The organism is Bradyrhizobium sp. CCGUVB1N3, assembly GCF_024199925.1.
Taxonomy (GTDB): domain Bacteria; phylum Pseudomonadota; class Alphaproteobacteria; order Rhizobiales; family Xanthobacteraceae; genus Bradyrhizobium.
This window is the reverse complement of the sequence record NZ_JANADR010000001.1, coordinates 627633-648512: the sequence shown is the minus strand read 5'-3', so window position 1 is coordinate 648512 and position 20880 is coordinate 627633. Positions and strand designations below refer to the sequence as shown.

Here is a 20880-nt window from a genome sequence, read left to right as displayed (position 1 = left end):
CTCAAGCCGGCACCGGAGTGCTGCCGGTCTCGGCAGCGGTCGCATAGGTCAATTCAAGTCCCTCGAGATCGCCCGCCTTGCGCCACTTCTCGAGCAGCCGCAGGAAAGCCACCGGGCCGCGCCAATACTGGCTGTTGCGCGCGGCGATCGGATCGAACACGCCTTCGTTGTTGTAATAGCCGGGCGTACATTCGGCGAGATAAGTCTGCCGGCCGATCGCGGCCTTGACGACCTCCTCGACCCAGGCGTTTTCGGCTGCGAGCGTCGGCTCCAGCGTTCTCGCGCCGCGCTTTTGCGCCTCGTTGATCACGTAGGCGATGTGGCGCGACTGCTCGTCGATGATGTGCTGGAAGTTGGCGCTCTGCCCGGCCTGCACGGTCACGATCAGGAAGCAGTTGGGAAAGCCGCGGCTGTAAAAGCCGTGCATCGTCTTCACGCCCTCGCGCCAGCGCTCGGTCAGGCTGACGCCGCCGCGGCCATAGAGCTCAAACCCCATGCGGCGGGCATAATCGGTGCCGACCTCAAAACCGCTGGCGTAGATCAGGCAGTCGATCTCATAAGCCTTGCCGTCGACGACGACGGCATTTTCGGTGATCCGCTCGACGCCGTGGCCCTTGGTGTCGACCAAATGCACGTTGGGGCGATTGAAGGTGTCGAGATATTCGTCGTGGAAACACGGCCGCTTGCAGAACGCCTTGTACCAGGGCTTTAGGGCTTCAGCCGTCGCGGGGTCCTTCACCACGGCATCGACGCGCGCGCGGATCTCCTCCATCTTCCGGTAGTCGGCCTGCTCCATCACCTTGAGCGCCTGCTCGAGCGAGGTGACCGGTTCGGGCTGACGGCGCGGCGCGAGCAGGATTTCGCCGAGCAGACCGGTCCAGCCGTCCTGCACGAGATCCTTCTCGAACGGCTCGCCGGAGATCACCGCGGTAAAGTTGTCCATGCGCTCGCGCTGCCAGCCGGGCTTCAAGCCGTTCGCCCAGTCATCGTCGGTTGGCCGGTCGTCGCGCACGCCGATGGCGGAGGGTGTGCGCTGGAAGACGTAGAGTTCCTTGGCCGCGCGGCCGAGATGCGGCACGCATTGCACGGCGGTCGCGCCGGTGCCGATGATGCCGACGCGCTTGTCCGCCAGTCCCGTCAGCCCGCCCTGCGCGCCGCCGCCGGTGTAGGCATAGTCCCAGCGGCTGGTGTGAAAGCTGTGTCCCGCAAACGTCTCGATGCCGGGAATGCCCGGCAGCTTCGGCCGGCTCAGCGGGCCACCGGCGAGAATAACGAAGCGCGCGCGGATCCTGTCGCCGCGATCGGTCTCGACCAGCCAGCGCGCCTCCTCTTCCCGCCATTCCATCCGCGAGATGACGGTCTGAAACAGTGCACGCTCGTAGAGGCCAAAATGGCGGCCGATCCGGCGCGAGTGCTCATAGATCTCGGGCGCGCGCGCATATTTGCGCACGGGTATGTATCCGGTCTCTTCCAGCAGCGGCAGATAGATGTAGCTCTCGGTGTCGCAGGCGGCGCCTGGATAGCGATTCCAGTACCAGGTGCCGCCGAAATCCGCGGCCTTCTCCACGATACGGAAATCGTCGATGCCGGCTTCGCGCAAGCGCGCACCACACAACAGGCCACCGAAGCCGCCTCCGACGACGACGACCTCCGTCTCCTCGCTGATCGCCTGCCGCGTGAAGCCGGGATCGGCCCAGGGGTCGTCGAGATAGTGGCCGAATTCGCCGGTCACCTCGACATATTGCGCCTTGCCCTCTGCGCGCAGACGCCGGTCGCGCTCGTCGCGATAGCGCGCACGCAAGCCATCGATATCGATGCTGGATGAGCCGGCTGCGCCGGTCTTGTGTTTTTCCGCTGACATCAACGTTTCCTCCGTGGCGACGTTGCTCTTTCGACAACTTGCGCCAGTTAGCCACAAAAGCCGGAATGCGCAACGTGCGCGCGGTTTTGCGGATGGCAGGAACGACCGCGGCTGCTCGTCGTGCGTAAGAAGGGCGGCACCGGCAAGGTGCTGAAGGCGGCGCTGCGCGAGAAGTTCAAAAGCTCCCGCGCAGGATAGAACCTCGCGCCCCGCGGTGGGGACGAGGCGGACGCAGCCCGCGCACCCTGGGGCTCGCGCCGACGGCCGGCCCAAGCCTTCAATGCCAAGCCTTCAATGCCAAGCCTTCAGCCCGCCATCGCCGCGGCCGCGGGCATCTTGCGTTCCGCAAGGAAGGCCGTGATCTCGTTCTCGAACGTCTTGAGCGCCGCGCCGATCGCCTGGTGCATATCGAGATATTTGTAAGAGCCTAGCCGACCGCCGAAGACGAGGTTCGGATGTTTTGCCATCATGCTGCGATAGCCGTGCAGGATCGCCCGGTCGGCCGCGGTATTGATGGGGTAATAGGGCTCGTCGTCGCGCCCCGCAAAGCGGGAGTATTCGCGGTAGATGGTCGTTTTCGGCTGCGAATAGTCGCGCTCGGGGTGAAGATGCCTGAACTCGTGGACGCGGGTGAAAGGCACCTCGGCGTCGGCATAGTTGATTACCGCCGCGCCCTGGAAGTCGGCGACGTCGTGCACTTCGCGCGCGAAGTCGACGGTGCGCCAGCCGAGCTCGCCGCAACGATAGCGGAAGAAGCGGTCGATCGGTCCGGTGTAGACGACGAGCTGATCGGGCCGGATCTGGTCGGCGACGTCGAAATAGTCGACGCCGAGGTGAAGCGCGATGTTCGGATCGGCGAGCATCCGGCGGAAGATCGCCGTATAGCCGTCGGCCGGCATGCCCTCGTAGCGATCGGCGAAATAGCGGTCATCGAAGGTGAGCCTGACCGGCAATCGGCCGATGATCTCGGCCGAGAGCTCCCTGGGCTCGGTCTGCCACTGCTTCCGCGTATAGCCGCGGATCAGCAGGTCATAGAGCGTGCGGCCGACGGAGGCGATCGCCTTGTCCTCCAGGTTCTGCGCCGCGGTAGCGCCATGCGCGTCCGCCTCCTTCGCGATCGCGGCCTGCGCCTCCTGCGGCGTCATCACCCGGCCAAATGCGGCCGAGATGGTCGCAAGGTTGATCGGCATCGAATAGAGCCGGCCTTGCGCCACCGTGAATACGCGGTGGCGGTAGCCGGTGAACTCGGTGAAGCGATGGAGATAGCTCCAGACGGCTTCCGAATTGGTGTGGAAGATATGCGTGCCGTAGCGGTGCACCTCGATGCCGCTGTCGGGATCGACCTCCGAATACGCATTGCCACCGATATGGGGCCGCCGGTCGAGAACGCAGACCTTCCCTCCGAGCTGGCTTGCGACCCGCTCCGCAATGGTTGCGCCGAAGAACCCTGCCCCCACGACAACGACATCGAAGTCACCGAGCTGCATGTAGTCCCCCGCCAATGCGCGTCGGTCGCAAACGCGGTCCCCCCGACCGGTCGCCCGACGGGGTTTCAACGCGACGCCTGGCAAGTTCAGGCGGAAAATTGCCGGCGTGGAAGATTTGCGAGCCTGGGAAAGCCGCCTCGACCGTTCAACAGTCGGGGGCAAGATGACGGCGCGATCCGCAAGTCCGTCGGCGCCTCCGTTTTGGAGAGGGTCCGCGATGTCCGTCGTCTGCATCCTGACAGCAAACAACAGCGCCTATCATTCGGTTCGCGGCATCCTTTTGATAGCCGCCGCCGAGCTCGATCGCCTCGGGCACGAGGTCAAGGTCCTCGATCTGGAGGCGCCGGACCTGCCCGCGCGGCTCGATGCCCTGCTGCCACGCCGCGACGAGACGATCATGATCTGCATGTCAGGCATCGGCCTCGAGCTCTATACCAAGGACCAAAAGCTGTTCTGGGACATGTCCAGGATCCCGCTGTTCAACTGGAATTGCGACCATCCGTCCTATTTCATCCGCCGCCATCGGCTGGAGAGCCGCTACGTCGTCCATGGCTATGTCTTTCCGGATCACGCCGTCTTCAGCCGCGACCACCTGCACACCAATGGCGCGGCGTTTGCGACCCATATCGGCATTCCCGATCCCGGCTTCTTCGGCGGCCCGCCGGCCGAGAAGCGCAACGGCCGGATCGTTTTCGCCAAGTCCGACTGGAATCCCGCGAAGCTCGAGCGCTCGTGGCGCGAGACGTTGCCGCCGAGGCTGTTCGCAATCCTGTTCGATGCCATCGCAGCCGCACGCGGCAAGAACTGCTCGGCATTCCCGGAGATCATCTGCACGGTAGCCGCCGAACATCTCGTCTATCTGACGCCCGGCGGCGACGTCTTCAATGCGATCCTCACGCGGCTCGACAATTATACCCGGGCGGTGCGCACCCGCGAGGTCGGCGCGGTGCTTGCGAACTATCCGGTGGATTTCATCGGCGGCGGCTGGGACGACTTCGCGGCCTCGAGCCGCCGCGCACGCTTCCTCGGTGCGATGCCGTTCGACGCATTGCGCGAAAATCTAGGGACCTATCTCGGCGCAGCCTCCCTCAACCCCAATGTCGACCTGTCGGTGCATGACCGCGTGTTCTTCGCGCTCGGCGCCGGCACCGTACCGATCTTCGACGCCAACGGCTTTTCGAAGCAGCATCTGCCGCGCCTCTCCCGCTTCAGCTTTGGCCAGGACGCCGACAGCGTCGCGGCCGCCGTTGAGGCGGTGCTCGACGATCCCGCGGCCGCGCAGGCGGCGACCGCGACGACAATGGCCGAGGCCTATCCGCGCTTCTCGATGCGCCGCTCGGTGCAGGAAATCTGTGAGATCACAACGCAGATAGCGGGTGCCGCCGGCGCACAGTTGATTCCGTCTTTGCCCTCGCCGGCTGGTGTCTGGACTCCGTCGCGGCCAACGACAGCGGCAGCCTGAGCGAGGCTTGGCGGATTGACAAGATGTCGCATGTTGGACGACATTGATCGGCGCTGGCGGCGACATCTCAGGCATCGATGCCTTGAGGACACGGGAGGTCACTTCGATGACGAACGACACCGTCCAATCATCATGCCGTCGGCAACGCCTGATATCGATGGCCTCTGCTCCGCTGATTGCGCTGGCGGCCTCGTCATTCCTGATCAATGTGGCGGCACATGCCGCAGACGCTGGCAATCTGCCGCGCATCCTCGTGCTCGCAACCGGCGGAACCATCGCGGGTCAAGCCGATCCACGGGCAGCAGGCGCCTACAAATCCGGCCAGATCACCGGTGAGCAATTGGTCGCCTCCGTCCCGGGCCTCGACAAGCTCGCGAGCGTGAATGCCGAACAGATTTCGTCGATCGGCTCGCAGGACATGAACGACAAGGTCTGGTTTGCACTGGCCGGTCGCATCCAGCAGGCGTTCGACAAAAACGAGGCCGATGCGGTCGTCATCACCCACGGCACGGATACGCTGGAGGAGACCGCGTTCTTCCTCGACAACGTGGTCAAAGGCGACAAGCCGGTCGTCATCGTGGGCTCGATGCGTCCGGCCACAGCGGTCAGCGCGGATGGTCCCGGCAATCTCTATGAAGCCTTCCAGGTCGCCGCCGATCCGCGCTCGCGCGGGCGGGGTGTCATGGCCGTGTTGAACGACAAGATCCAGAGCGCGCGCTCGGTGACCAAGACCAACACCACGAGCGTCGAGACGTTCATGTCGCCCAACGACGGGCCGATCGGCTATGTCGATACCGCCGGCGGTGTTCGTTTCCTGGCTCAGGCGGGTGCGAAGCGCGCGACCTACGCGCTGCCGGCAAGCGACCCGTTGCCGCGCGTCGAGATCGTCTACTCCCACGCCAACATGGACGCCGTGCCGATCGAGGACGCGATTTCGCACGGCGCCAAGGGCATCGTGCTCGCGGGCGTCGGCGATGGCAACACATCGAAGTCGGCGCTCGAGGCGCTCGAGGCGGCCGCGAAGAAGGGCATCATCATCGTCCGCGCCACGCGGGTCCGCTCGGGCTTCGTCACGCGCAATGTCGAGGTCGACGACGACAAGAACGGCTTCGTCGTGTCCGAGGATCTGAACCCGCAGAAGGCGCGCGTCCTCGCCCAGCTCCTGATCGCGAGCGGCGTCACGGCGCCTGCCGAGCTTCAGAAGGCCTTCACCGCGACCTGGTAGCTAGTTCAGCACCTCCACGGTCGCCGAGCGGCCGGCGACCAGTGCGATATTGTCCGGAATCTCGTCGAGCGCGATCCGTACGGGAACGCGCTGCGCCAGACGCACCCAGCTGAAGGTCGGGTTGACGTTGGCGAGCAAATTCGCACCCGCGGCGCGGTCGCGATCCTCGATCCCCGCCGCGATGCTTTCGACATGGCCGGTGAGCCTGGCAGGCTCACCCATCAGGCGGACCTGCACCTTGTCGCCAACGCGGATGCGCGCGAGCTTGGTCTCCTCGAAATAGCCTTCGACATGCAGCGTGTCGGTGTCGACGAGCGCCATCACGCCCTTCCCGGCCGTCACATACGCGCCCGGCCGCAAGTCCATGTTGGTGATGACGCCGTTCACCGAGGCCCGGACGTCGCTGCGATCGAGATTGAGCTGGGCCACCGCCCGGTCGGCGACCACCTGATCGTAGGCCGCCTTGGCCTGCAACTGCGTGGCCAGCACCTGTTCCTGCTTTTGCTGCGAGACCGCGTCGGTGGTGAGCGCGCTGTAGCGCTTCAGGTCGGCATTGGCCTGGTCGAGCGTGGCGCGGTGGCCGGCAAGCGCGGCGTCGGCCTGTTGCAGCGCCAACGCAAAGCGCTCACGATCGATACGGAACAGGACGTCGCCGCGATGGATCTTCTGGTTGTCCTTGACCAGAACCTCCGTGACGAAACCCGACACGTCGGGCGCAACCTGGACCACGTCGGCGCGGACGCGCCCGTCGCGCGTCCAGGGCGACTCCATGTAATAGGCCCAAAGCCCGCGGCCGACGGCGAGCGCCGCGACGACGACCAGCACGGTCAGAGCCACGCGACCGAGCCAGCCAAAACTCCCTTTCATGGCAGAAACTCCGAAAGATACACGACACCGCCGAGAATGCAGACGAACAGCGCGAAATTGAACAGCGCGCGATGCCAGACGAGCCGGTAGAGGCCGAAGCGCTGCATCAGCCTGCGCAAGAGAGCACTGAGCGCAAAGGCCACGATCAGCCACAGCAGCAACGCCGGGACGAGCACGCCGTAAATGTCGATCTCGTACCTCATGCCGCAAAGCTCTCCCCTCGCTGCGGACGATAGGCCGGCGCACCCGGAAACAGCCCGCGCCGGATGCCGACGAGCCCGAGCAGCGCGTCCTCCCGCGCCTGCGGGTTGGGATCCTCGACGGCTGCGGCGAGCGCAGCGTCGATGCGCGCGAGCAGCTCCGTCGGCATGCCGCCGCCGGCATAGCGGCGGAACGCGACGGCGAGCTGGTCGAGCATGTCGTCGAGGACGAAGAGCGTGGATGCGGCGAGGCCATAGCGAGCCCGCCGAAGGTGTATGATGTTGAGCCCGATGCGGAGCTGCGCCAGGCTCTCGGTGTCGCGACGGTCGGCCTCCGAGACGAAGGCGATACGCTGCACGAGCAGTCCGAGCCGGTGCAGCATCAGACCTGCGAATTCCGCGCGGTCGTGCTTGCCGCGGCGCTCGGCGGCGACCGCCAGCGTCTTCCAGCTCGACAGCACCAGGCGCTTGGCGACCCATTCGGCCCCCACCCCGCGCGCGATCCGGGTCACGAGCTCGGCGATGATGACACCGACGAAAAATGCGAGCGCGGAATTAGCATAGGTGGCAAAATCCGCGCTGTAGGTCGATTGCAGCGCGAGCAGCGTCGCGGTGTTGGCGGCGAGCGCCATGCCGGTGCCGGTCGTCGCGGGCCGCGCGATCAGGAGGCCATAGAGCAGGAAGGTCGGCGCCAGCGCGACGATCAGGACCTCGATATGGGAGATGGCGGGCACCAGCGCGAACAGGTAGATCGCGACCACGACGATCGCGACCAGCGACCACAGGCCAAAGCTGCGGATGAAGCGCGCGGGATCGTCCTGGGCGGCGAAGAAGCAACAGGCGACCGCCGCCATCATCGGCGCCGAAGCGCCGTCCGGCCAGCCGGTCCCGATCCAGAAGGCGCAGCAGATCAGGATGGCGATGACGGCACCGGCCGCCGACCAGAGCGCGAGGCCGCGGTCGCGGTGACGTACGGCCGCAGCACCAGACTCGGGATGGAATACGAGATCGACCGTAGAAATCTTGCGGCCGGCGGCAATCGCCTCGCTCAGCGCGCGGCAGTCACTGGAGAGATCGACGAGCTCGCGCAGCCGCGACAGGAGGCTGGTCGTAATGATCCGCTCCCACGAGGCGTTGCCGTCGAGCGCCGCCTGCCGCGCCTCGATCGTGGCGCGGATCGGCCCGGCCGGCCGCCGCGCGTCCTCCGAGACCCATGTGCCGACATCCCCGAGCAGGCGGTTCAAGTCGGGCTGCGCCTGAAGGCCCCGTTCGCCAAGTGCAGCCAGCCGATCCTCGATCGAGGCGATCGCCGGCAAAAGCATCAGCATGCGCAACCGGATTTCACGCAGGCCGGTGACGGCCTCGGTGTCCGCCAGGCGGTCATAACCGAGATGGATCGCAAGCGTGTCGATCTCGACGGTGTCGGTTGCAAGGCGCAGGCGGAGCGCGCGGCGCGCCTCGACGGTGTCGCGACCGAGCAAGGTGTCGTGGCTGAGGCGGCGCGCGTCCCTGAGCCAGTTGTCGACCCGCGCAGCGACGGCCGGGGCGACGCTGCGGGGAAACACGACGGTCGAGACCAGGCTCGCACAGATGATGCCGAGCGAGATCTCCTCCACGCGCGCAATCGCGATGTCGAAGATGTTTCCGGGGTCGGAGACAGAGGGAAAGCCAATCAGCGCAACCGTGTAGCCGGCCAGCATGAAGAGATAGCTGCGCGGCGTGCCGTCGAGCAACGAGACATAAAGGCAAAGGCCGACCCAAAGCGCGATTGCGAGGCATAGCAGTTCCGGCGCGTCGACGAGATTGGGCACCATGGCCACCGTCGCCGTGGCTCCGACGAGCGTCCCCATCACACGGAAGAATGCCTTCGAACTGGTCGCGCCGGCGAGCGGCTGCGAGGTGATGTAGACGGTCGCCATCGCCCAATAGGGCCGCGGCAGGTCGATCCATAGCGCGAAGACGAGCGCCAGCATCGACGCGGCAAACGTCTTCAAGGCAAAGATGAGGTCCGCGTGGCGGACCAGGAAAGGCTCATCAGCGCGCATGGCTATTTCGCCTCTGAACCAGTCTTCGCGTCATGCAGCCGACTGGCACGCTGCTCGATGCGCTGGAGCGTCGCGAAGGTTATCGCAAGTTCCTCGGCTCCGATATCCTTGAACAGGCTCGCCCGCACCCGCCGCAGCACACGGTTGATCTCCTCGACCTTGGCGTCACCCGTTGCTGTGAGATGTAGCGTTTTGGCACGCCGGTCGGTCGGATCCTCGCGGCGCTCTACGAGCCCCTCGGCCTCGAGCAGATCGATCAGCCGCACCAGCGAAGGTCCCTCGATTCCCAATTCGTCGGCGAGCACGCCCTGGCGCACTGAAGTTCCCTGCCGCGACAGCACCAGGAGCGGAAATGCCGTCGCATAGGACAGGCCGTGATCGGACAGCGCTTGGTCCGACTCGCGGCGCCAGATCCGGCCAAGGCGCGCAATCAGCCGACCGATCTCGGCGTGGATTTGGGACCGCGACGGAGCCATGCAAATTAGATAGGACACGAACTATTAGGTGACAACTATATAGGCCGGGATATCTCGACCGATCACGCGAAAGCGAGCGAGACCGACGCACCATGGGCGCGGGTTCCACGACAGAAGCAGGCCAGGCGCTGCGCGGCGACAGCAGCCTGTCGCTCGTACCGACCTTTGTCGTGGTGGCCGTGGATGCCACGGGATTGGGGATCATCCTGCCCCTGCTCCCGTTCTACTCGCAACGGCTCGGCGCAACACCGTTCGTGCTTGGCATGCTGATCTCGGCCTACGCCGTCTGCCAGCTCATAGCCGGACCGGTGGTGGGCATGCTCTCGGACCGCTATGGCCGCCGCAAGATCCTGCTCGTCAGCCAGATCGGTACGTTCGTCGGATTCGTTCTTCTCGCGCTTGCAACCAACCTGATCCTGGTCTTTCTCGCCCGGATCATCGACGGTCTGACCTCGGGCAATATCTCGGTGGCGCATGCCTATGCGGCCGAACACAGCGGGCCATCGACGCGCAAGCAGGCGCTCGGGATGACCAGCGGAGCGATCGGAACGGGACTGCTGTTGGGACCAGCGCTCTCCGGCTTTCTCGTCCACTACGGTGACACCGCGCCGGTGTGGGCCGCCGCGGCACTATCGCTCGTTAGCATTTTGGCGACCGTCGCCCTGCTGCCACCCGCCATCCCGCCTCCGAGCCGCTCTATCATCACCGTGTTCCCCAAGCGGAGGTGACGCGTGCGATCGTCGGCATGCGCCATGCGTGGCGGGTGCTCGGTCTCCTGATCGTGTTCTTCTTCGCCAACTCGATGTTCCTATCGCAGATCGGCCTGTTCCTGTCGGCGCGGTTCACCTGGGACGGGCATCCCTTCGGCGCACGCGAGCTCGGCTGGGTGTTCGCCTATGCGGGCTTCATCAACATGGTCGTTCAAGGCCTGCTGATCACGCGCGCGAACCGCTTTGCATCCGACCGCGGCATCGTGCTGCTGGCGTTCGCGTGCATGGCGCTCGGATTTTCCGGCCTCGCGATCGGAAACAGCAACAGCCTGCTCGCCATCTTCCTGACGATGATCATCATCGGCACGATGTTCGCCCGCAGCACGCTGACGGCGGAGCTGTCGCGCAGCACCGCGATCAACCGCCAAGGCATGATCATGGGCCTCAACCAGTCGCTGATGTCGGGCGCCAACATCACCGCGCCGCTCCTGAGCGGCGTGCTGATCGGTCATCGGCTCTTTGTCGTCTGGGCGCTTGCGATGGCAGCCATCGCGGCGATCGGCGCGGCACTGGCTGGTCAGTTGCTGCCGTTCCCGCGAGCGCGCTAGCCCCTGCCCAATGCCCCCGTAGTGCGCCGGCTCTTTCGCTGCGACACCGCGTTGTCGCGGCTCGCCACACGATGTCGCGCCCCGCGCAGTTGTCATCGCGTCATCACCCACAATCTCGCCGGATTGACCGAACATTCGTTCGGCGCCGGCGCGATCGTGCCCGGTCTCGCCTCTGACTACTCGTCGCTCAAGCTGCTCTACGAACGCAACGCCGACCATTTGTTGCGAGATGTCTGGCGCATCGATCAGGGAGATGAGGCGAAGCCGGGAGCACGCCGACATTCGAAGCTATTCAGTTGTGACAAGGAAGTTAGAGAAATGCGTCAAGCAACATCGAAGGCCGCGGCGGGTTCGAGCGCGAACTGGCGACGGATATTCCCAGGCATCGCAGGCCTCGCCTTGCTCGCGGGCGTCACGGCGGCCCACGCGGAGAGCACCGGTATCGCCACCTGCGACGAGTTCCTGACCAAATACGACAGCTGCGTTGCCGCCAAAGTCCCTGCGGAACAGCGCGCAACGTACAAGGCGCAGATCGACCAGATGCGCAAGACGTGGATCGACCTGTCCAAGAATCCGTCGACGAAGGCGACCATGGAGACGACTTGCAAGCAAACCATGGATGCGACGAAGGCCTCGCTCACATCCCTTGGCTGCTCGTTCTGAACGGCGGATGCCGTCGACAGGGAGTGGCGCCTAACCGGCGCCACTTGCTTGCGGCAAGCGCGCGAGCGAGCACAGATCGGACGCGCAGCTTATCGTGTTTTTACATTGCGCCTGACGAATCGGGGACGCGCTCCTTCGCGTCGATCCAGATCCCCGGCTGCGAATGTTCGCGGATGTGGTTGACCAGGAAGTCGGAAAACACCCTGATCTTGGCGGGCAGCCTGACGCGGTTCTGGTAGGCGATGTTCATCGTGAGCAAGGGCAGCTCCCAATCCATCAATAGCGGCACGAGCTTTCCTGAGGAAATATCGCCCTGCACGATATAGAGCGGCTGGATGAGGATGCCGAGGCCTGCGAGCGCGGCGCCGCGGATCACCTGGCCGTCATTGCTGTCGAGCGTCGGCGCGATGCGGATGGTCTGAGCCGCATTGCCCTTGCTGAGCCGCAGCGAATAGGGATCGTTGGCGAGGTTGTAGATCAGCATGTCGTGGCGGGCGAGATCTGCGGGGTGCTCCGGCCATCCCTGCCTTGCGAGATACGAGGGGGCCGCCGCCAGCACGCGTCGCATCTGGCCGATGCGCCGGACGACGATGTTGGAGTCGGGCTCATGCTCCCTCGTGCGGATCGCGACGTCGATGCCGGCTTCGATGAAATCGGGATAGCGGTTGGCGCTGATGATCTGCACGCTCAGTTTTGGATAGAGCGCGCGGAACGCGGGCAGCATCGGTGCCAGATAGATCATCGCGAACGAAAGCGAGCTCGTGACGCGCAGCATGCCCTTCGGCGACAGCGCGCGGTCCGAGACGGCGTCCTCGGCCTCGGCGAGCTCGTTCAAGAGCGTGCTGCAACGCTGCAGGAGCTCCTGCCCTGCTTCCGTCAGCCATTGCCGGCGCGTGTTCCGCTCGATCAGCCGGACCGCGAGCCGCTCCTCCAGCGCGCTGAGATGCCGGCTTGCCGCCGCATTCGACATCCGTAACGTTTCGGCCGCCTTGGAAAGGCTGCCGAGCTCGGCCGTTTTGGCGAAGACCTCGAGTTGGAGAAGGCGGTCCATTTTTGCATAAATCGGAAAAGAGACTTACGATTTTAGACCTTTATTTCCGATTTCTGCAAGGCAAAATACCCTCCAACAAGCAAGACGAGCGGCGAGGAAATCAGGAAAATGTCGGGCCCGATCAGGCACATCGTGATGTGGCGGCTGCGCGGGGAGACGCCTGCGGAGCGCTCCGCGGCCCGGCTCAAAGTCAAAACCCTGTTCGAGGGCCTGAAGGGCCGGATCGACGGCCTCACCCATATCGAGGTCGGCCTCGACGTCAGCGATGTCGATTACGCCTGCGACGTCGTGCTGTTCTCCGAATTCGCCGACCGGGCAGCGCTTCAGGCCTATGCAACGCATCCGGAGCACCTGCGCGTGCGCGAGGAGCTCGGCGACTTGCGGATCGGCCGCTTCCAGGTCGATTATCCCATCAAAGAGACCGGCGCATGATCGGTTCGTTCACCTTTGAAAACCTCCCCTGCCGTGTCGTGTTCGGCAGCGGAACGCTTGCGGCGGCCAAGGCCGAGGTCGAGCGGCTGGGCGGCAAGCGCGCGCTGGTGCTGACGACGCCGCAGCAGGAGGCGCAAGGCAAAAACCTCGGCACTGCACTCGGCCCGCTCTATGCCGGCCTCTTTGCCGGCGCCACCATGCACACCCCGGTCGAGGTCACCGCGCAGGCGCTCGCGGCGATGAAGGCTTGCGAAGCCGACTGCGTCGTCTCGCTCGGTGGCGGCTCGACCACGGGGCTTGGCAAGGCGCTGGCGTTGCGCACCGGGGTCAACCAGCTCTGCATCCCCACCACCTATGCCGGCTCGGAGATGACACCGATCGTCGGCCAGACCGAGAATGGCCTCAAGACCACGGTGCGCGATGCGGCCGTGCTGCCGGAGACCGTGATCTACGATGTCGACCTGACCTTGACGCTGCCGGTCGGCCTGGCAGCGACCTCCGGCATCAATGCGATTGCGCATGCCGTGGAGGCGCTTTACGCGCGCGACGCCAATCCCGTGACCTCGCTGATGGCGGAAGAAGGCATCCGTGCCCTCGCCCGTGCTCTCCCTGCCATTGCCGCGAAGAGCGACGACCGCGAGGCCCGCACCGAGGCGCTCTATGGCGCCTGGCTCTGCGGCGTTTGTCTCGGCACCGTCGGCATGGCCTTGCATCACAAGCTCTGCCACACACTCGGCGGCACGTTCGACCTGCCGCACGCCGAGACCCACACCATCGTGCTGCCGCATGCACTGGCCTATAACGCCCCCGCCGTGCCCGAAGCCGTCGTACGCATCTCGCGCGCGATCGGCGCGGCCGATGCATCGCGGGGGCTGTACGATCTCGCGAAGCGGCTGAATGCAAAGCTGGCGCTGCGCGACATCGGCATGCCCGAGGGCGGCATCGGCAAGGCGGCGGATCTCGCAGTCACCAACGCCTACTGGAATCCGCGCCCTCTCGAGCGCAACGCCATTCGCGACCTGATCGCGCGCGCCTGGGCGGGCGAGCCGCCGGCCGCAACCGAAGCGGCGGCTTGAAGCGATGCGGCGCACGCTGATCAAATCGGCGACCATCATCAGCATGGATGACGCGCTTGGCGATCTCCGTGCCGGCGATGTGCTGGTCGAAGGCAACCGGATCGTCGACGTGCGCCCCGGCATCGAGCTTGGCAGCGGTGAGGCCGAGACCGAGATCGTCGACGGCACCGGGCGCATCGTCATCCCTGGGCTGATCAACGCCCATATGCACACCTGGCAGACGGGCTTGCGCGGATTTGCCGCGAACTGGACGCTACTCGAATATTTCCGCCGCATGCATGCGGGGCTGGCAACCGTGTTCCGGCCCGACGACATCTACATCGCGACCCTCGTCGGCGCGCTGAACCAGATCAATCAGGGCACCACGACGCTGGTCGACTGGTGCCACAACAATCCGACGCCTGACCATACCGATGCCGCGGTGCGCGGACTGATCGAGAGCGGCATCCGCGCGGCCTTCTTTCACGGCTCGCCTAAGCCGGAGCCGAAACCCGGCGAGCCGCATTTCTCGGAGATCCCGCATCCGCGCCGCGAGGTCGAGCGGTTGCTGGCAGGTCCCCTCGCCGATCGTAACGGCCTCGTCACGCTCGGACTTGCCATCCTGGGCCCGCACTATTCGACGCTCGATGTCGCCATGCATGATTTCCGCATGGCGCGGGAGCTTAACCTGATCGCCTCGATGCACCAGGGCGGCGGTCCGGCCAAGACGCCGGGTGGCTGGGAAAAGCTGATCGAGGCCGGCCTCGTCGGCGCAGGCGTCAACATCGTCCACGGCAACGATCTGCCCGACGATCTCCTCGACCGCCTGGTCGATCTCGGCGTATCGTTCTCGGTGACGCCTGAGAACGAAATGATCCAGGGCCACGGCTTTCCGATCACGGGACGGCTCCTGAAGCGCAGCGTCCGGCCGACGATCGGCATCGATCTGGAATCCGTGCTGGCCGGCGATCTCTTCTCCGCCGCGCGTGTCGCGCTGTCGATGCAGAGGGCGCTCGACAATGCCGAGGCACGTAAGACCAGCGGAAGCATTCCGGCGACGACGACGATTCCGGCACGCGAGGCGCTGCGCTGGATCACATTGGAGGGCGCCCGCATGCTTGGCCGCGACAGCCAGATCGGTTCGCTCACGCCCGGCAAGCTCGCCGACCTTGTGATCATCAATGCCTCCGACCTCAATCTCTTTCCGGTCCACGATCCCGTCGCCACCGTCGTGATGCAGACGAGCCTTGCCAATATCGAGGCGGTGATGATCGGCGGCGTCTGGAAGAAGCGGAACGGCAGGCTGCTGGTTGACGGGCTTGAGCCGAAGAAGGAGCTGCTCGCGCAATCCGGGCGGCGGCTGGTGCAGGACATCGAACGACAGGGACGCGCCGCCTGAAGGCGCCAACGGACAACAAGAATGGCAGACGCTTCGAACAACATCGCTTTCATCGGCATCGGCAAGATGGGCTTGCCGATGTCGGCTCTCGTCGCCAAGGCCTATTCCGTGACCGCCTTCGATCCAAGTGCGGCTCGTATCGCTGCCGCACGTGAGCAGGGCATCGCCGTTGCGGCGTCACCGGCCGACGCGGTCAGCGGCCGGGCAGCCGTAGTCACCTCCTTGCCCGACGATGCTGCGCTGCGCGCTGTGACGCTCGGCCCAACCGGCCTCATCGCAACGATGGCCCAAGGATCGTTGCTGATCGACACCAGCACCGTGAGCATCGAGGCCTCCGCCGAGGTCGATGCCGCCGCACAGGCGCGCGGTGTCGCCTATCTGCGTGCACCGGTCTCCGGCAACGCCAGCATCGTCCACACAGGCGCGCTGACCTGCTTCGTGTCGGGGCCGAAGGACGCTTTCGAAAGCGCAAAGCCGCTGTTTGCAACCTTCACCCGCGCGCAGACCTATCTCGGGCCCGGCGAAGAAGCACGCTACGCAAAGCTCGCGGTCAATCTGATGATCGCGGTGTCGGCCGCCATGATGGCCGAGAGCCTTGCGCTCGCTCGGAAGGGCGGCATCGCCTGGCAGGACATTCTGAAGATGCTCGACGACAGCGCGGTTGCCTCTCCCATGGTGAAGTACAAGACCGCGCCGCTCAGGACTCGCGACTTCGAGTCGACCTTCTCCTGCAAGCAGATGGCGAAAGACCTCGATCTCATCCTCGGTGCCGGTCATGCCGTCGGCGTGCCCTTGCAGCTTGCGGCCCAGGTGCGTGAGACCTATGGCTCGCTGGTTGCGCAAGGCGACGGCGAGACCGACTTCATCGCGACCGTCAAGCATCTGGAACGGCTGTCCGGGCTCGGCGAGCCAAAACTCTGACTAGCGGAGGCAACGTTGCGTAACTTCAACGAGAACACCATCACCGAGGCCGTGCTGGAGCGGATCAAGGGCGCGACCGATCCGCGCGTCAAGCAAGTGAGCGAGGCGCTGGTGCGCCATCTTCATGCCTTCGTGCGCGAGGTGCGGCCGACCCAGAAGGAATGGGAGTATGGCATCGACTTCCTCACCCGCACCGGCCACATGTGCGACGACAAGCGCCAGGAGTTCATCCTGCTTTCGGACACGTTCGGCGTCTCCATGCTGGTGGACGCCATCAACCACCCGGTGCCGGAAGGCGCGACCGAGACCACGGTGCTCGGCCCGTTCTTCGTGCAAGCCGCACCGGAGAAGACCAACGGCGAGGATATCTCCGGCACCATGGAAGGCGATCCGATGCTGGTCACAGGTACCGTCTCGGCCGTGGACGGCCGGCCGCTCGCGGGCGCCGTGGTCGACGTCTGGCATTCCGACGACGACGGCTATTACGACGTGCAGCAGCTCGACAAAATCGGCGATCTCGCGATGCGCGCGCGCTTCCACACCGACCAGAACGGCCGCTTCCATTTCTGGTCGATCAAGCCCGCCGCCTACCCGATTCCGCATGACGGTCCGGTCGGCGAGATGCTGGAGGCGCAGGGCCGCCATCCCTGGCGTCCGGCGCACGTGCATTTCATGATCTCCGCGCCAGGCTTCGAACAGCTCGTGACGCATGTGTTCGTCGCCGGCGATCAATACCTCGACAGCGACGTGGTGTTCGGCGTCAAGGACAGCCTGATCCGCGAATTCGTCCGCTGCCCGCCCGGCCGTGCGCCGGATGGTCGTATGGTGGACAGCGACTATTTCCATCTCAACTACGATTTCGGCCTGAAGCAGGTTGCGAGCAGCGCGAGAGCTGCTTAAGCCGGATCACGGCGAATGGACCGACAAGAGTCCCGCAAGCCGCTTTTTTGGAGAGGACGGACAAATGGAGGAGGCTGACACACCGCTGCTCGAGTTGCGCGGCATCAGCAAGGAGTTTCCGGGCGTCAAGGCGCTGGACGACGTGTCCTTTGCCGTGTTTCCCGGCGAGGTCCATATGCTGCTCGGCGAGAACGGCGCCGGCAAATCGAGCCTGATGAAGGTGCTGTGCGGCGCCTACCGCGCCGATGCCGGCGAGTTCTACCACAAGGGCGAGAAGGTCGCGATCAGTTCGACCACAGACGCGCAGAAGCTCGGCATCGCCGTCATCTTCCAGGAATTCTCGCTCGTCCCCCACCTCGATATCGCGCAAAACATCTTCCTCGGCCGCGAGCCGAAAGGCCGCATCCCCGGCACGATCGACCGCCGAAGGATCCTGGCCGATGCCAAGCGCGTGCTCGACACCATCGGCTTCGACATCGATCCCTCCATCACGGTCGACAAGCTCGGCGTCGCCCAGCAGCAGATGGTCGAGATTGCGAAAGCGATCAGCCAGAATGCGCGCATCCTGGTCATGGACGAGCCGACCGCGGCGCTGTCCGACCGCGAGACAGAGCTCCTGTTTGCGCTGATCGCGCGGCTGAAGGCCGATGGCGTTTCTATCGTCTACATCTCACACCGCATGGCCGAGGTGTTCGCGCTCGGAGATCGCATCACGGTCCTGCGCGACGGCCGCCGCATCGACGGCGTCCGTCCCGCCGACGTCACCCCGGACCAGCTCGTCCGTATGATGGTCGGCCGCACCGTCGACATGACCTATCCGCGCAATTTTGCCGACAAGCCCGGCGCGGTGCTGCTCAGCGTCAAGGGCCTGGCCTCGCCGACCGGCATTTCCGACATCGACATCGAGGTACGCCAGGGCGAGATCGTCGGCCTCTGCGGCCTGGTCGGCTCCGGCCGCAGCGAGGTTGCGCGCGCGATCTTCGGCGCGGATCCCGTGACAAGCGGCGAGATCGTCTTCGACGGCAAGACGATCTCAGGCGAACCTGATGTCGCCGCCCGCCGTGGCATCGCGCTGATCCCGGAGAGCCGCAAGAGTGAGGGGCTCGCACTGTTGCGCTCGGTCGGCGACAATCTCGTGGTGTCAGCGCTGCGAAAGCTGTTCCCGAGCGGCCTGTTCGATCAGCGTAGCGCGCAGCGCACGTCGGACAGCCTGATCCGGCAGCTCAGGATCGCGACCCCGAGCGCGCGGCAGACCGTCGGCCTGCTCTCCGGCGGCAACCAGCAGAAGGTCGTGATCGGCAAGTGGCTGGCTGCCGGCGCAAAACTCTTCATCTTCGACGAGCCGACGCGCGGCATCGACATCGGCGCCAAATCCGAGATCTTTGCCCTGATCGACCGGCTCGTCGCTGAAGGCGCTGCCGCCCTGATGATCTCGTCCGAGCAGGTCGAGATCTGCCATGTCTGCGACCGCGCCTATGTGATGCGCGAGGGCCGCATCGCCGGACACCTGTCGCGCAATGAGCTGACCGAGGAGAACATCGTGCGATTGGGGATGCACCATGCGTGAGGCCGCGGTCGTTTCACAACCAAATCCGCTCCAGCGCATTCCCGGCGTCGCCATCGTGCTGGTGCTCCTGATCGCGCTGTTCGGGACGATCGCGCCCGGCTTCCTGTCGATCGCCAACCTCTCCAACGTGCTGGTGCAATCGACGATCCTGACCATGCTCGCGCTGCCGATGACGTTGATCATCATGACCGAAGGCCTGGACCTCTCGATGGGCGCGGTGCTGACGCTGACCTCGCTCTGCGTCGCGATCGTGTCGCTGGCAACCAAATCGATGCTGCTTGGCCTCGCCGCAGGCGTGCTGGTCGGCGCCGGCTTCGGCACCATCAATGGATGGCTGGTCGCGATCCTGGGAATCCCGCCCTTCGTTGCGACGCTCGGCACGCTCGGCATGGCGCAGGGCCTGTCGCTGATCGTCTCTGACGGACAGAGCGTGGTCGGCATCCCCCACAGCGTGCGTGATATCTACTCGTCCACCCTGCTCGGCGTACCCGTGCCGATCGTGATGGCGCTCGTGACTTACGCGTTCTTTCATGCCCTGCTCTATCACACGCGTTTCGGCACCTACATCTTCGCGCTCGGCGGCAACCGCGAGGCGCTGAGATATGCCGGTCTCTCGCCGAACCGCCTCCTGATCGCAGTTTACGCGCTCGGCGGCACCATGGCCGGCGTCGCCGGCCTCTTGATGACCGCGCGCATGAATTCCGGCCACCCGACCGCCGGTCTCGGCCTCGAATTCGATGCGATCGCGGCGGTTGCGGTTGGCGGCACGTCCTTTGAGCGCGGCAATGGCTGGTTGCTCGGCACCGTGCTCGGTGTCATCGCCGTCGGCGTGCTCCGCAACGGGCTCAATCTGATCTCGCTGCCGTCCTCGGTTCAGGTCGCAAGCGTCGGCGTCCTCGTCATAGTCGCGCTGTTCCTGGACGGCATCAGGAGCCGCACATGACCGACATCACCAAGGAGGCCATCTCGCCGCCCCGCTCCTTCCTGTCGCAGGATGCGATCCAGGTGTTCTACCGCTTGCTCGCAGCACTGCTGATCTGCGCCGTGCTCGCAGTCCTCAGCGACTCCTTCCTGAGCCTCGGCAACATCCTCAACGTGCTGCGGCAGGCGAGCCTGACCTTCTTCATCGCCTCGGGCCTGACACTGGTGGTGCTGACCGCCGGGCTCGATCTCTCCGTCGGCGCCAATGTCGCTCTCTCAGCCTGCCTCGCCGGCACGGTGATCCATCAGACGGGCTCTCCGGTGCTGGGCGTTGTCACCGCGCTAGTGGCCGGTGGCATCGTTGGCCTCCTCAACGGCGTCATGGTGACGGCACTGCGCATCCCCTCCTTCATCGCCACCTACGGCATGCTCTGGGTGCTGAATGGCCTCACCTATTGGTACATGGCCGGCGACACCATTCACGGCTTCCCAGCGGGCTTCCGCCAGATCGGCAGCGGCTATCTGTTCGGCCTGCCGATCCCGGTCTATCTGCTCGTCGTCTTTCTCGCGATCGGCACGCTATTCGCGCAGCGGACGATCTGGGGCCAGGAGATCTATGCGATCGGGGCCAACCCGGTGGCGGCACGGCTGTCCGGCATTCCGGTCGTACGCCGCCTGCTGCTGGTCTACGCCGTCTCCGGCACCATGGCGGGCCTTGCGTCGATCATCTTCCTGTCGCGGCTCAATTCGGCCGAGGCAGATATCGGCGAAAGCCTGACGCTACCCGCGATCGCGGCCGTGCTGATCGGCGGCACTTCGCTGTTCGGCGGCGTCGGCACGGTGTTCGGCACCTTCGTCGGCGCGCTGATCCTGACGCTGGTTCTCAACGGCATGAACCTCCTGTCGGTCAGCGCCAACTGGCAGCCGCTCGTCACGGGGATCATCGTTATTCTCGCCGTCTGGCTCGACATGAAGACCCGCCGCCGCACGCAATGAGTTCTTTCGCAAAAATCCAGCAAACCAAAAGAGG

18 protein-coding genes and 1 pseudogene are annotated in these 20880 nt (G+C 65.1%); 12 read left to right on the top strand and 7 right to left on the bottom strand.

All coding sequences use genetic code 11. The annotated features are described in order from the left end of the window. Nucleotide 1: 1 nt before the first annotated feature. Together NLM33_RS02925 and glf are read right to left on the bottom strand one after the other, a co-directional pair. A complete protein-coding gene (locus NLM33_RS02925; protein ID WP_254094520.1) occupies nt 2-1861 on the bottom strand; it encodes an NAD(P)/FAD-dependent oxidoreductase in 1860 nt (619 codons plus the stop codon). 305 nt (nt 1862-2166) lie between these two features. After that, nucleotides 2167-3348, bottom strand: coding sequence for a UDP-galactopyranose mutase (gene glf / locus NLM33_RS02920; RefSeq protein ID WP_254094519.1), 1182 nt, complete (start codon nt 3346-3348; stop codon nt 2167-2169). Between the two features lie 217 nt (nt 3349-3565). On the opposite strand from glf, the gene NLM33_RS02915 reads away from it, so the two are divergent. Further along, nucleotides 3566-4810 (top strand): hypothetical protein, encoded by a 1245-nt coding sequence (locus NLM33_RS02915; RefSeq protein WP_254094517.1) that lies wholly within the window; start codon nt 3566-3568, stop codon nt 4808-4810. Nucleotides 4811-4916: 106 nt separating this feature from the next. Further along, a complete protein-coding gene (locus NLM33_RS02910; RefSeq protein WP_254094515.1) occupies nt 4917-6035 on the top strand; it encodes an asparaginase in 1119 nt (372 codons plus the stop codon). On the opposite strand, the gene NLM33_RS02905 is transcribed toward NLM33_RS02910, so the two are convergent. Genes NLM33_RS02905 through NLM33_RS02890 form a run of 4 tightly spaced genes read right to left on the bottom strand, consistent with a single transcriptional unit; the run spans nt 6036 to nt 9623 of the window. Next, nucleotides 6036-6902: an HlyD family secretion protein gene (locus tag NLM33_RS02905; protein WP_254094513.1), complete on the bottom strand. Its 867-nt coding sequence runs from the start codon at nt 6900-6902 to the stop codon at nt 6036-6038. Then, complete coding sequence (locus NLM33_RS02900) at nt 6899-7105, bottom strand: DUF1656 domain-containing protein (RefSeq protein ID WP_254094511.1); 207 nt, start codon at nt 7103-7105, stop codon at nt 6899-6901. Before NLM33_RS02900 ends, NLM33_RS02905 begins: the two co-directional genes overlap by 4 nt. Further along, nucleotides 7102-9147 carry an FUSC family protein gene (locus NLM33_RS02895; protein WP_254094509.1) on the bottom strand — a complete coding sequence of 682 codons (2046 nt, stop codon included), beginning with the start codon at nt 9145-9147 and terminating at the stop codon, nt 7102-7104. The genes NLM33_RS02900 and NLM33_RS02895 overlap by 4 nt, the downstream gene beginning before the upstream one ends. Before the next feature lie 2 nt (nt 9148-9149). Beyond that, nucleotides 9150-9623 (bottom strand): MarR family winged helix-turn-helix transcriptional regulator, encoded by a 474-nt coding sequence (locus NLM33_RS02890; protein ID WP_254094507.1) that lies wholly within the window; start codon nt 9621-9623, stop codon nt 9150-9152. A gap of 92 nt (nt 9624-9715) precedes the next feature. On the opposite strand from NLM33_RS02890, the pseudogene NLM33_RS49540 reads away from it, so the two are divergent. After that, nucleotides 9716-10941 (top strand): annotated as a pseudogene (locus tag NLM33_RS49540) (MFS transporter). 156 nt (nt 10942-11097) lie between these two features. Further along, nucleotides 11098-11604 (top strand): hypothetical protein, encoded by a 507-nt coding sequence (locus NLM33_RS02875; protein ID WP_254094501.1) that lies wholly within the window; start codon nt 11098-11100, stop codon nt 11602-11604. Nucleotides 11605-11704: 100 nt separating this feature from the next. Here NLM33_RS02875 and NLM33_RS02870 read toward each other — a convergent pair whose 3' ends face one another. Next, nucleotides 11705-12655, bottom strand: coding sequence for a LysR family transcriptional regulator (locus NLM33_RS02870; RefSeq protein WP_254094499.1), 951 nt, complete (start codon nt 12653-12655; stop codon nt 11705-11707). A gap of 108 nt (nt 12656-12763) precedes the next feature. Here NLM33_RS02870 and NLM33_RS02865 point away from each other — a divergent pair, with 108 nt between their 5' ends. From NLM33_RS02865 to NLM33_RS02830, 8 genes are all read left to right on the top strand, one after another. Beyond that, nucleotides 12764-13087, top strand: a complete 324-nt coding sequence (locus tag NLM33_RS02865) for a Dabb family protein (RefSeq protein ID WP_254094497.1) — start codon at nt 12764-12766, stop codon at nt 13085-13087. After that, nucleotides 13084-14163 (top strand): maleylacetate reductase, encoded by a 1080-nt coding sequence (locus NLM33_RS02860; protein WP_254094495.1) that lies wholly within the window; start codon nt 13084-13086, stop codon nt 14161-14163. Before NLM33_RS02865 ends, NLM33_RS02860 begins: the two co-directional genes overlap by 4 nt. Nucleotides 14164-14167: 4 nt before the next feature. Continuing rightward, nucleotides 14168-15541 carry an amidohydrolase family protein gene (locus NLM33_RS02855; protein ID WP_254094493.1) on the top strand — a complete coding sequence of 458 codons (1374 nt, stop codon included), beginning with the start codon at nt 14168-14170 and terminating at the stop codon, nt 15539-15541. A 21-nt stretch (nt 15542-15562) separates the two neighbouring features. After that, a complete protein-coding gene (locus NLM33_RS02850; protein ID WP_254094491.1) occupies nt 15563-16462 on the top strand; it encodes an NAD(P)-dependent oxidoreductase in 900 nt (299 codons plus the stop codon). Between the two features lie 15 nt (nt 16463-16477). Beyond that, the gene (locus NLM33_RS02845) at nt 16478-17362 is read left to right on the top strand and encodes an intradiol ring-cleavage dioxygenase (RefSeq protein ID WP_254094489.1); all 885 of its coding nucleotides are present in this window, start codon (nt 16478-16480) and stop codon (nt 17360-17362) included. 64 nt (nt 17363-17426) lie between these two features. Then, on the top strand, nt 17427-18929 hold the full coding sequence (locus tag NLM33_RS02840) for a sugar ABC transporter ATP-binding protein (RefSeq protein ID WP_254094487.1): 1503 nt from the start codon (nt 17427-17429) through the stop codon (nt 18927-18929). Continuing rightward, nucleotides 18922-19872 (top strand): ABC transporter permease, encoded by a 951-nt coding sequence (locus NLM33_RS02835; RefSeq protein ID WP_254094485.1) that lies wholly within the window; start codon nt 18922-18924, stop codon nt 19870-19872. Before NLM33_RS02840 ends, NLM33_RS02835 begins: the two co-directional genes overlap by 8 nt. Next, nucleotides 19869-20846, top strand: coding sequence for an ABC transporter permease (locus tag NLM33_RS02830; protein WP_254094483.1), 978 nt, complete (start codon nt 19869-19871; stop codon nt 20844-20846). The genes NLM33_RS02835 and NLM33_RS02830 overlap by 4 nt, the downstream gene beginning before the upstream one ends. The last annotated feature ends 34 nt before the right edge of the window (nt 20847-20880 follow it).

Excerpts from the sequence above, each read along its gene's own strand:
- NLM33_RS02910 (WP_254094515.1), top strand. The coding sequence starts at position 4,917 with ATGACGAACGACACCGTCCAATCATCATGCCGTCGGCAACGCCTGATA.
- NLM33_RS02895 (WP_254094509.1), bottom strand. The coding sequence starts at position 9,147 with ATGCGCGCTGATGAGCCTTTCCTGGTCCGCCACGCGGACCTCATCTTT.
- NLM33_RS02855 (WP_254094493.1), top strand. The coding sequence starts at position 14,168 with ATGCGGCGCACGCTGATCAAATCGGCGACCATCATCAGCATGGATGAC.
- NLM33_RS02830 (WP_254094483.1), top strand. The coding sequence starts at position 19,869 with ATGACCGACATCACCAAGGAGGCCATCTCGCCGCCCCGCTCCTTCCTG.
- glf (WP_254094519.1), bottom strand. The coding sequence starts at position 3,348 with ATGCAGCTCGGTGACTTCGATGTCGTTGTCGTGGGGGCAGGGTTCTTC.
- NLM33_RS02915 (WP_254094517.1), top strand. The coding sequence starts at position 3,566 with ATGTCCGTCGTCTGCATCCTGACAGCAAACAACAGCGCCTATCATTCG.
- NLM33_RS02840 (WP_254094487.1), top strand. The coding sequence starts at position 17,427 with ATGGAGGAGGCTGACACACCGCTGCTCGAGTTGCGCGGCATCAGCAAG.
- NLM33_RS02890 (WP_254094507.1), bottom strand. The coding sequence starts at position 9,623 with ATGGCTCCGTCGCGGTCCCAAATCCACGCCGAGATCGGTCGGCTGATT.
- NLM33_RS02835 (WP_254094485.1), top strand. The coding sequence starts at position 18,922 with ATGCGTGAGGCCGCGGTCGTTTCACAACCAAATCCGCTCCAGCGCATT.
- NLM33_RS02925 (WP_254094520.1), bottom strand. The coding sequence starts at position 1,861 with ATGTCAGCGGAAAAACACAAGACCGGCGCAGCCGGCTCATCCAGCATC.
- NLM33_RS02870 (WP_254094499.1), bottom strand. The coding sequence starts at position 12,655 with ATGGACCGCCTTCTCCAACTCGAGGTCTTCGCCAAAACGGCCGAGCTC.
- NLM33_RS02905 (WP_254094513.1), bottom strand. The coding sequence starts at position 6,902 with ATGAAAGGGAGTTTTGGCTGGCTCGGTCGCGTGGCTCTGACCGTGCTG.
- NLM33_RS02865 (WP_254094497.1), top strand. The coding sequence starts at position 12,764 with ATGTCGGGCCCGATCAGGCACATCGTGATGTGGCGGCTGCGCGGGGAG.
- NLM33_RS02900 (WP_254094511.1), bottom strand. The coding sequence starts at position 7,105 with ATGAGGTACGAGATCGACATTTACGGCGTGCTCGTCCCGGCGTTGCTG.
- NLM33_RS02860 (WP_254094495.1), top strand. The coding sequence starts at position 13,084 with ATGATCGGTTCGTTCACCTTTGAAAACCTCCCCTGCCGTGTCGTGTTC.
- NLM33_RS02850 (WP_254094491.1), top strand. The coding sequence starts at position 15,563 with ATGGCAGACGCTTCGAACAACATCGCTTTCATCGGCATCGGCAAGATG.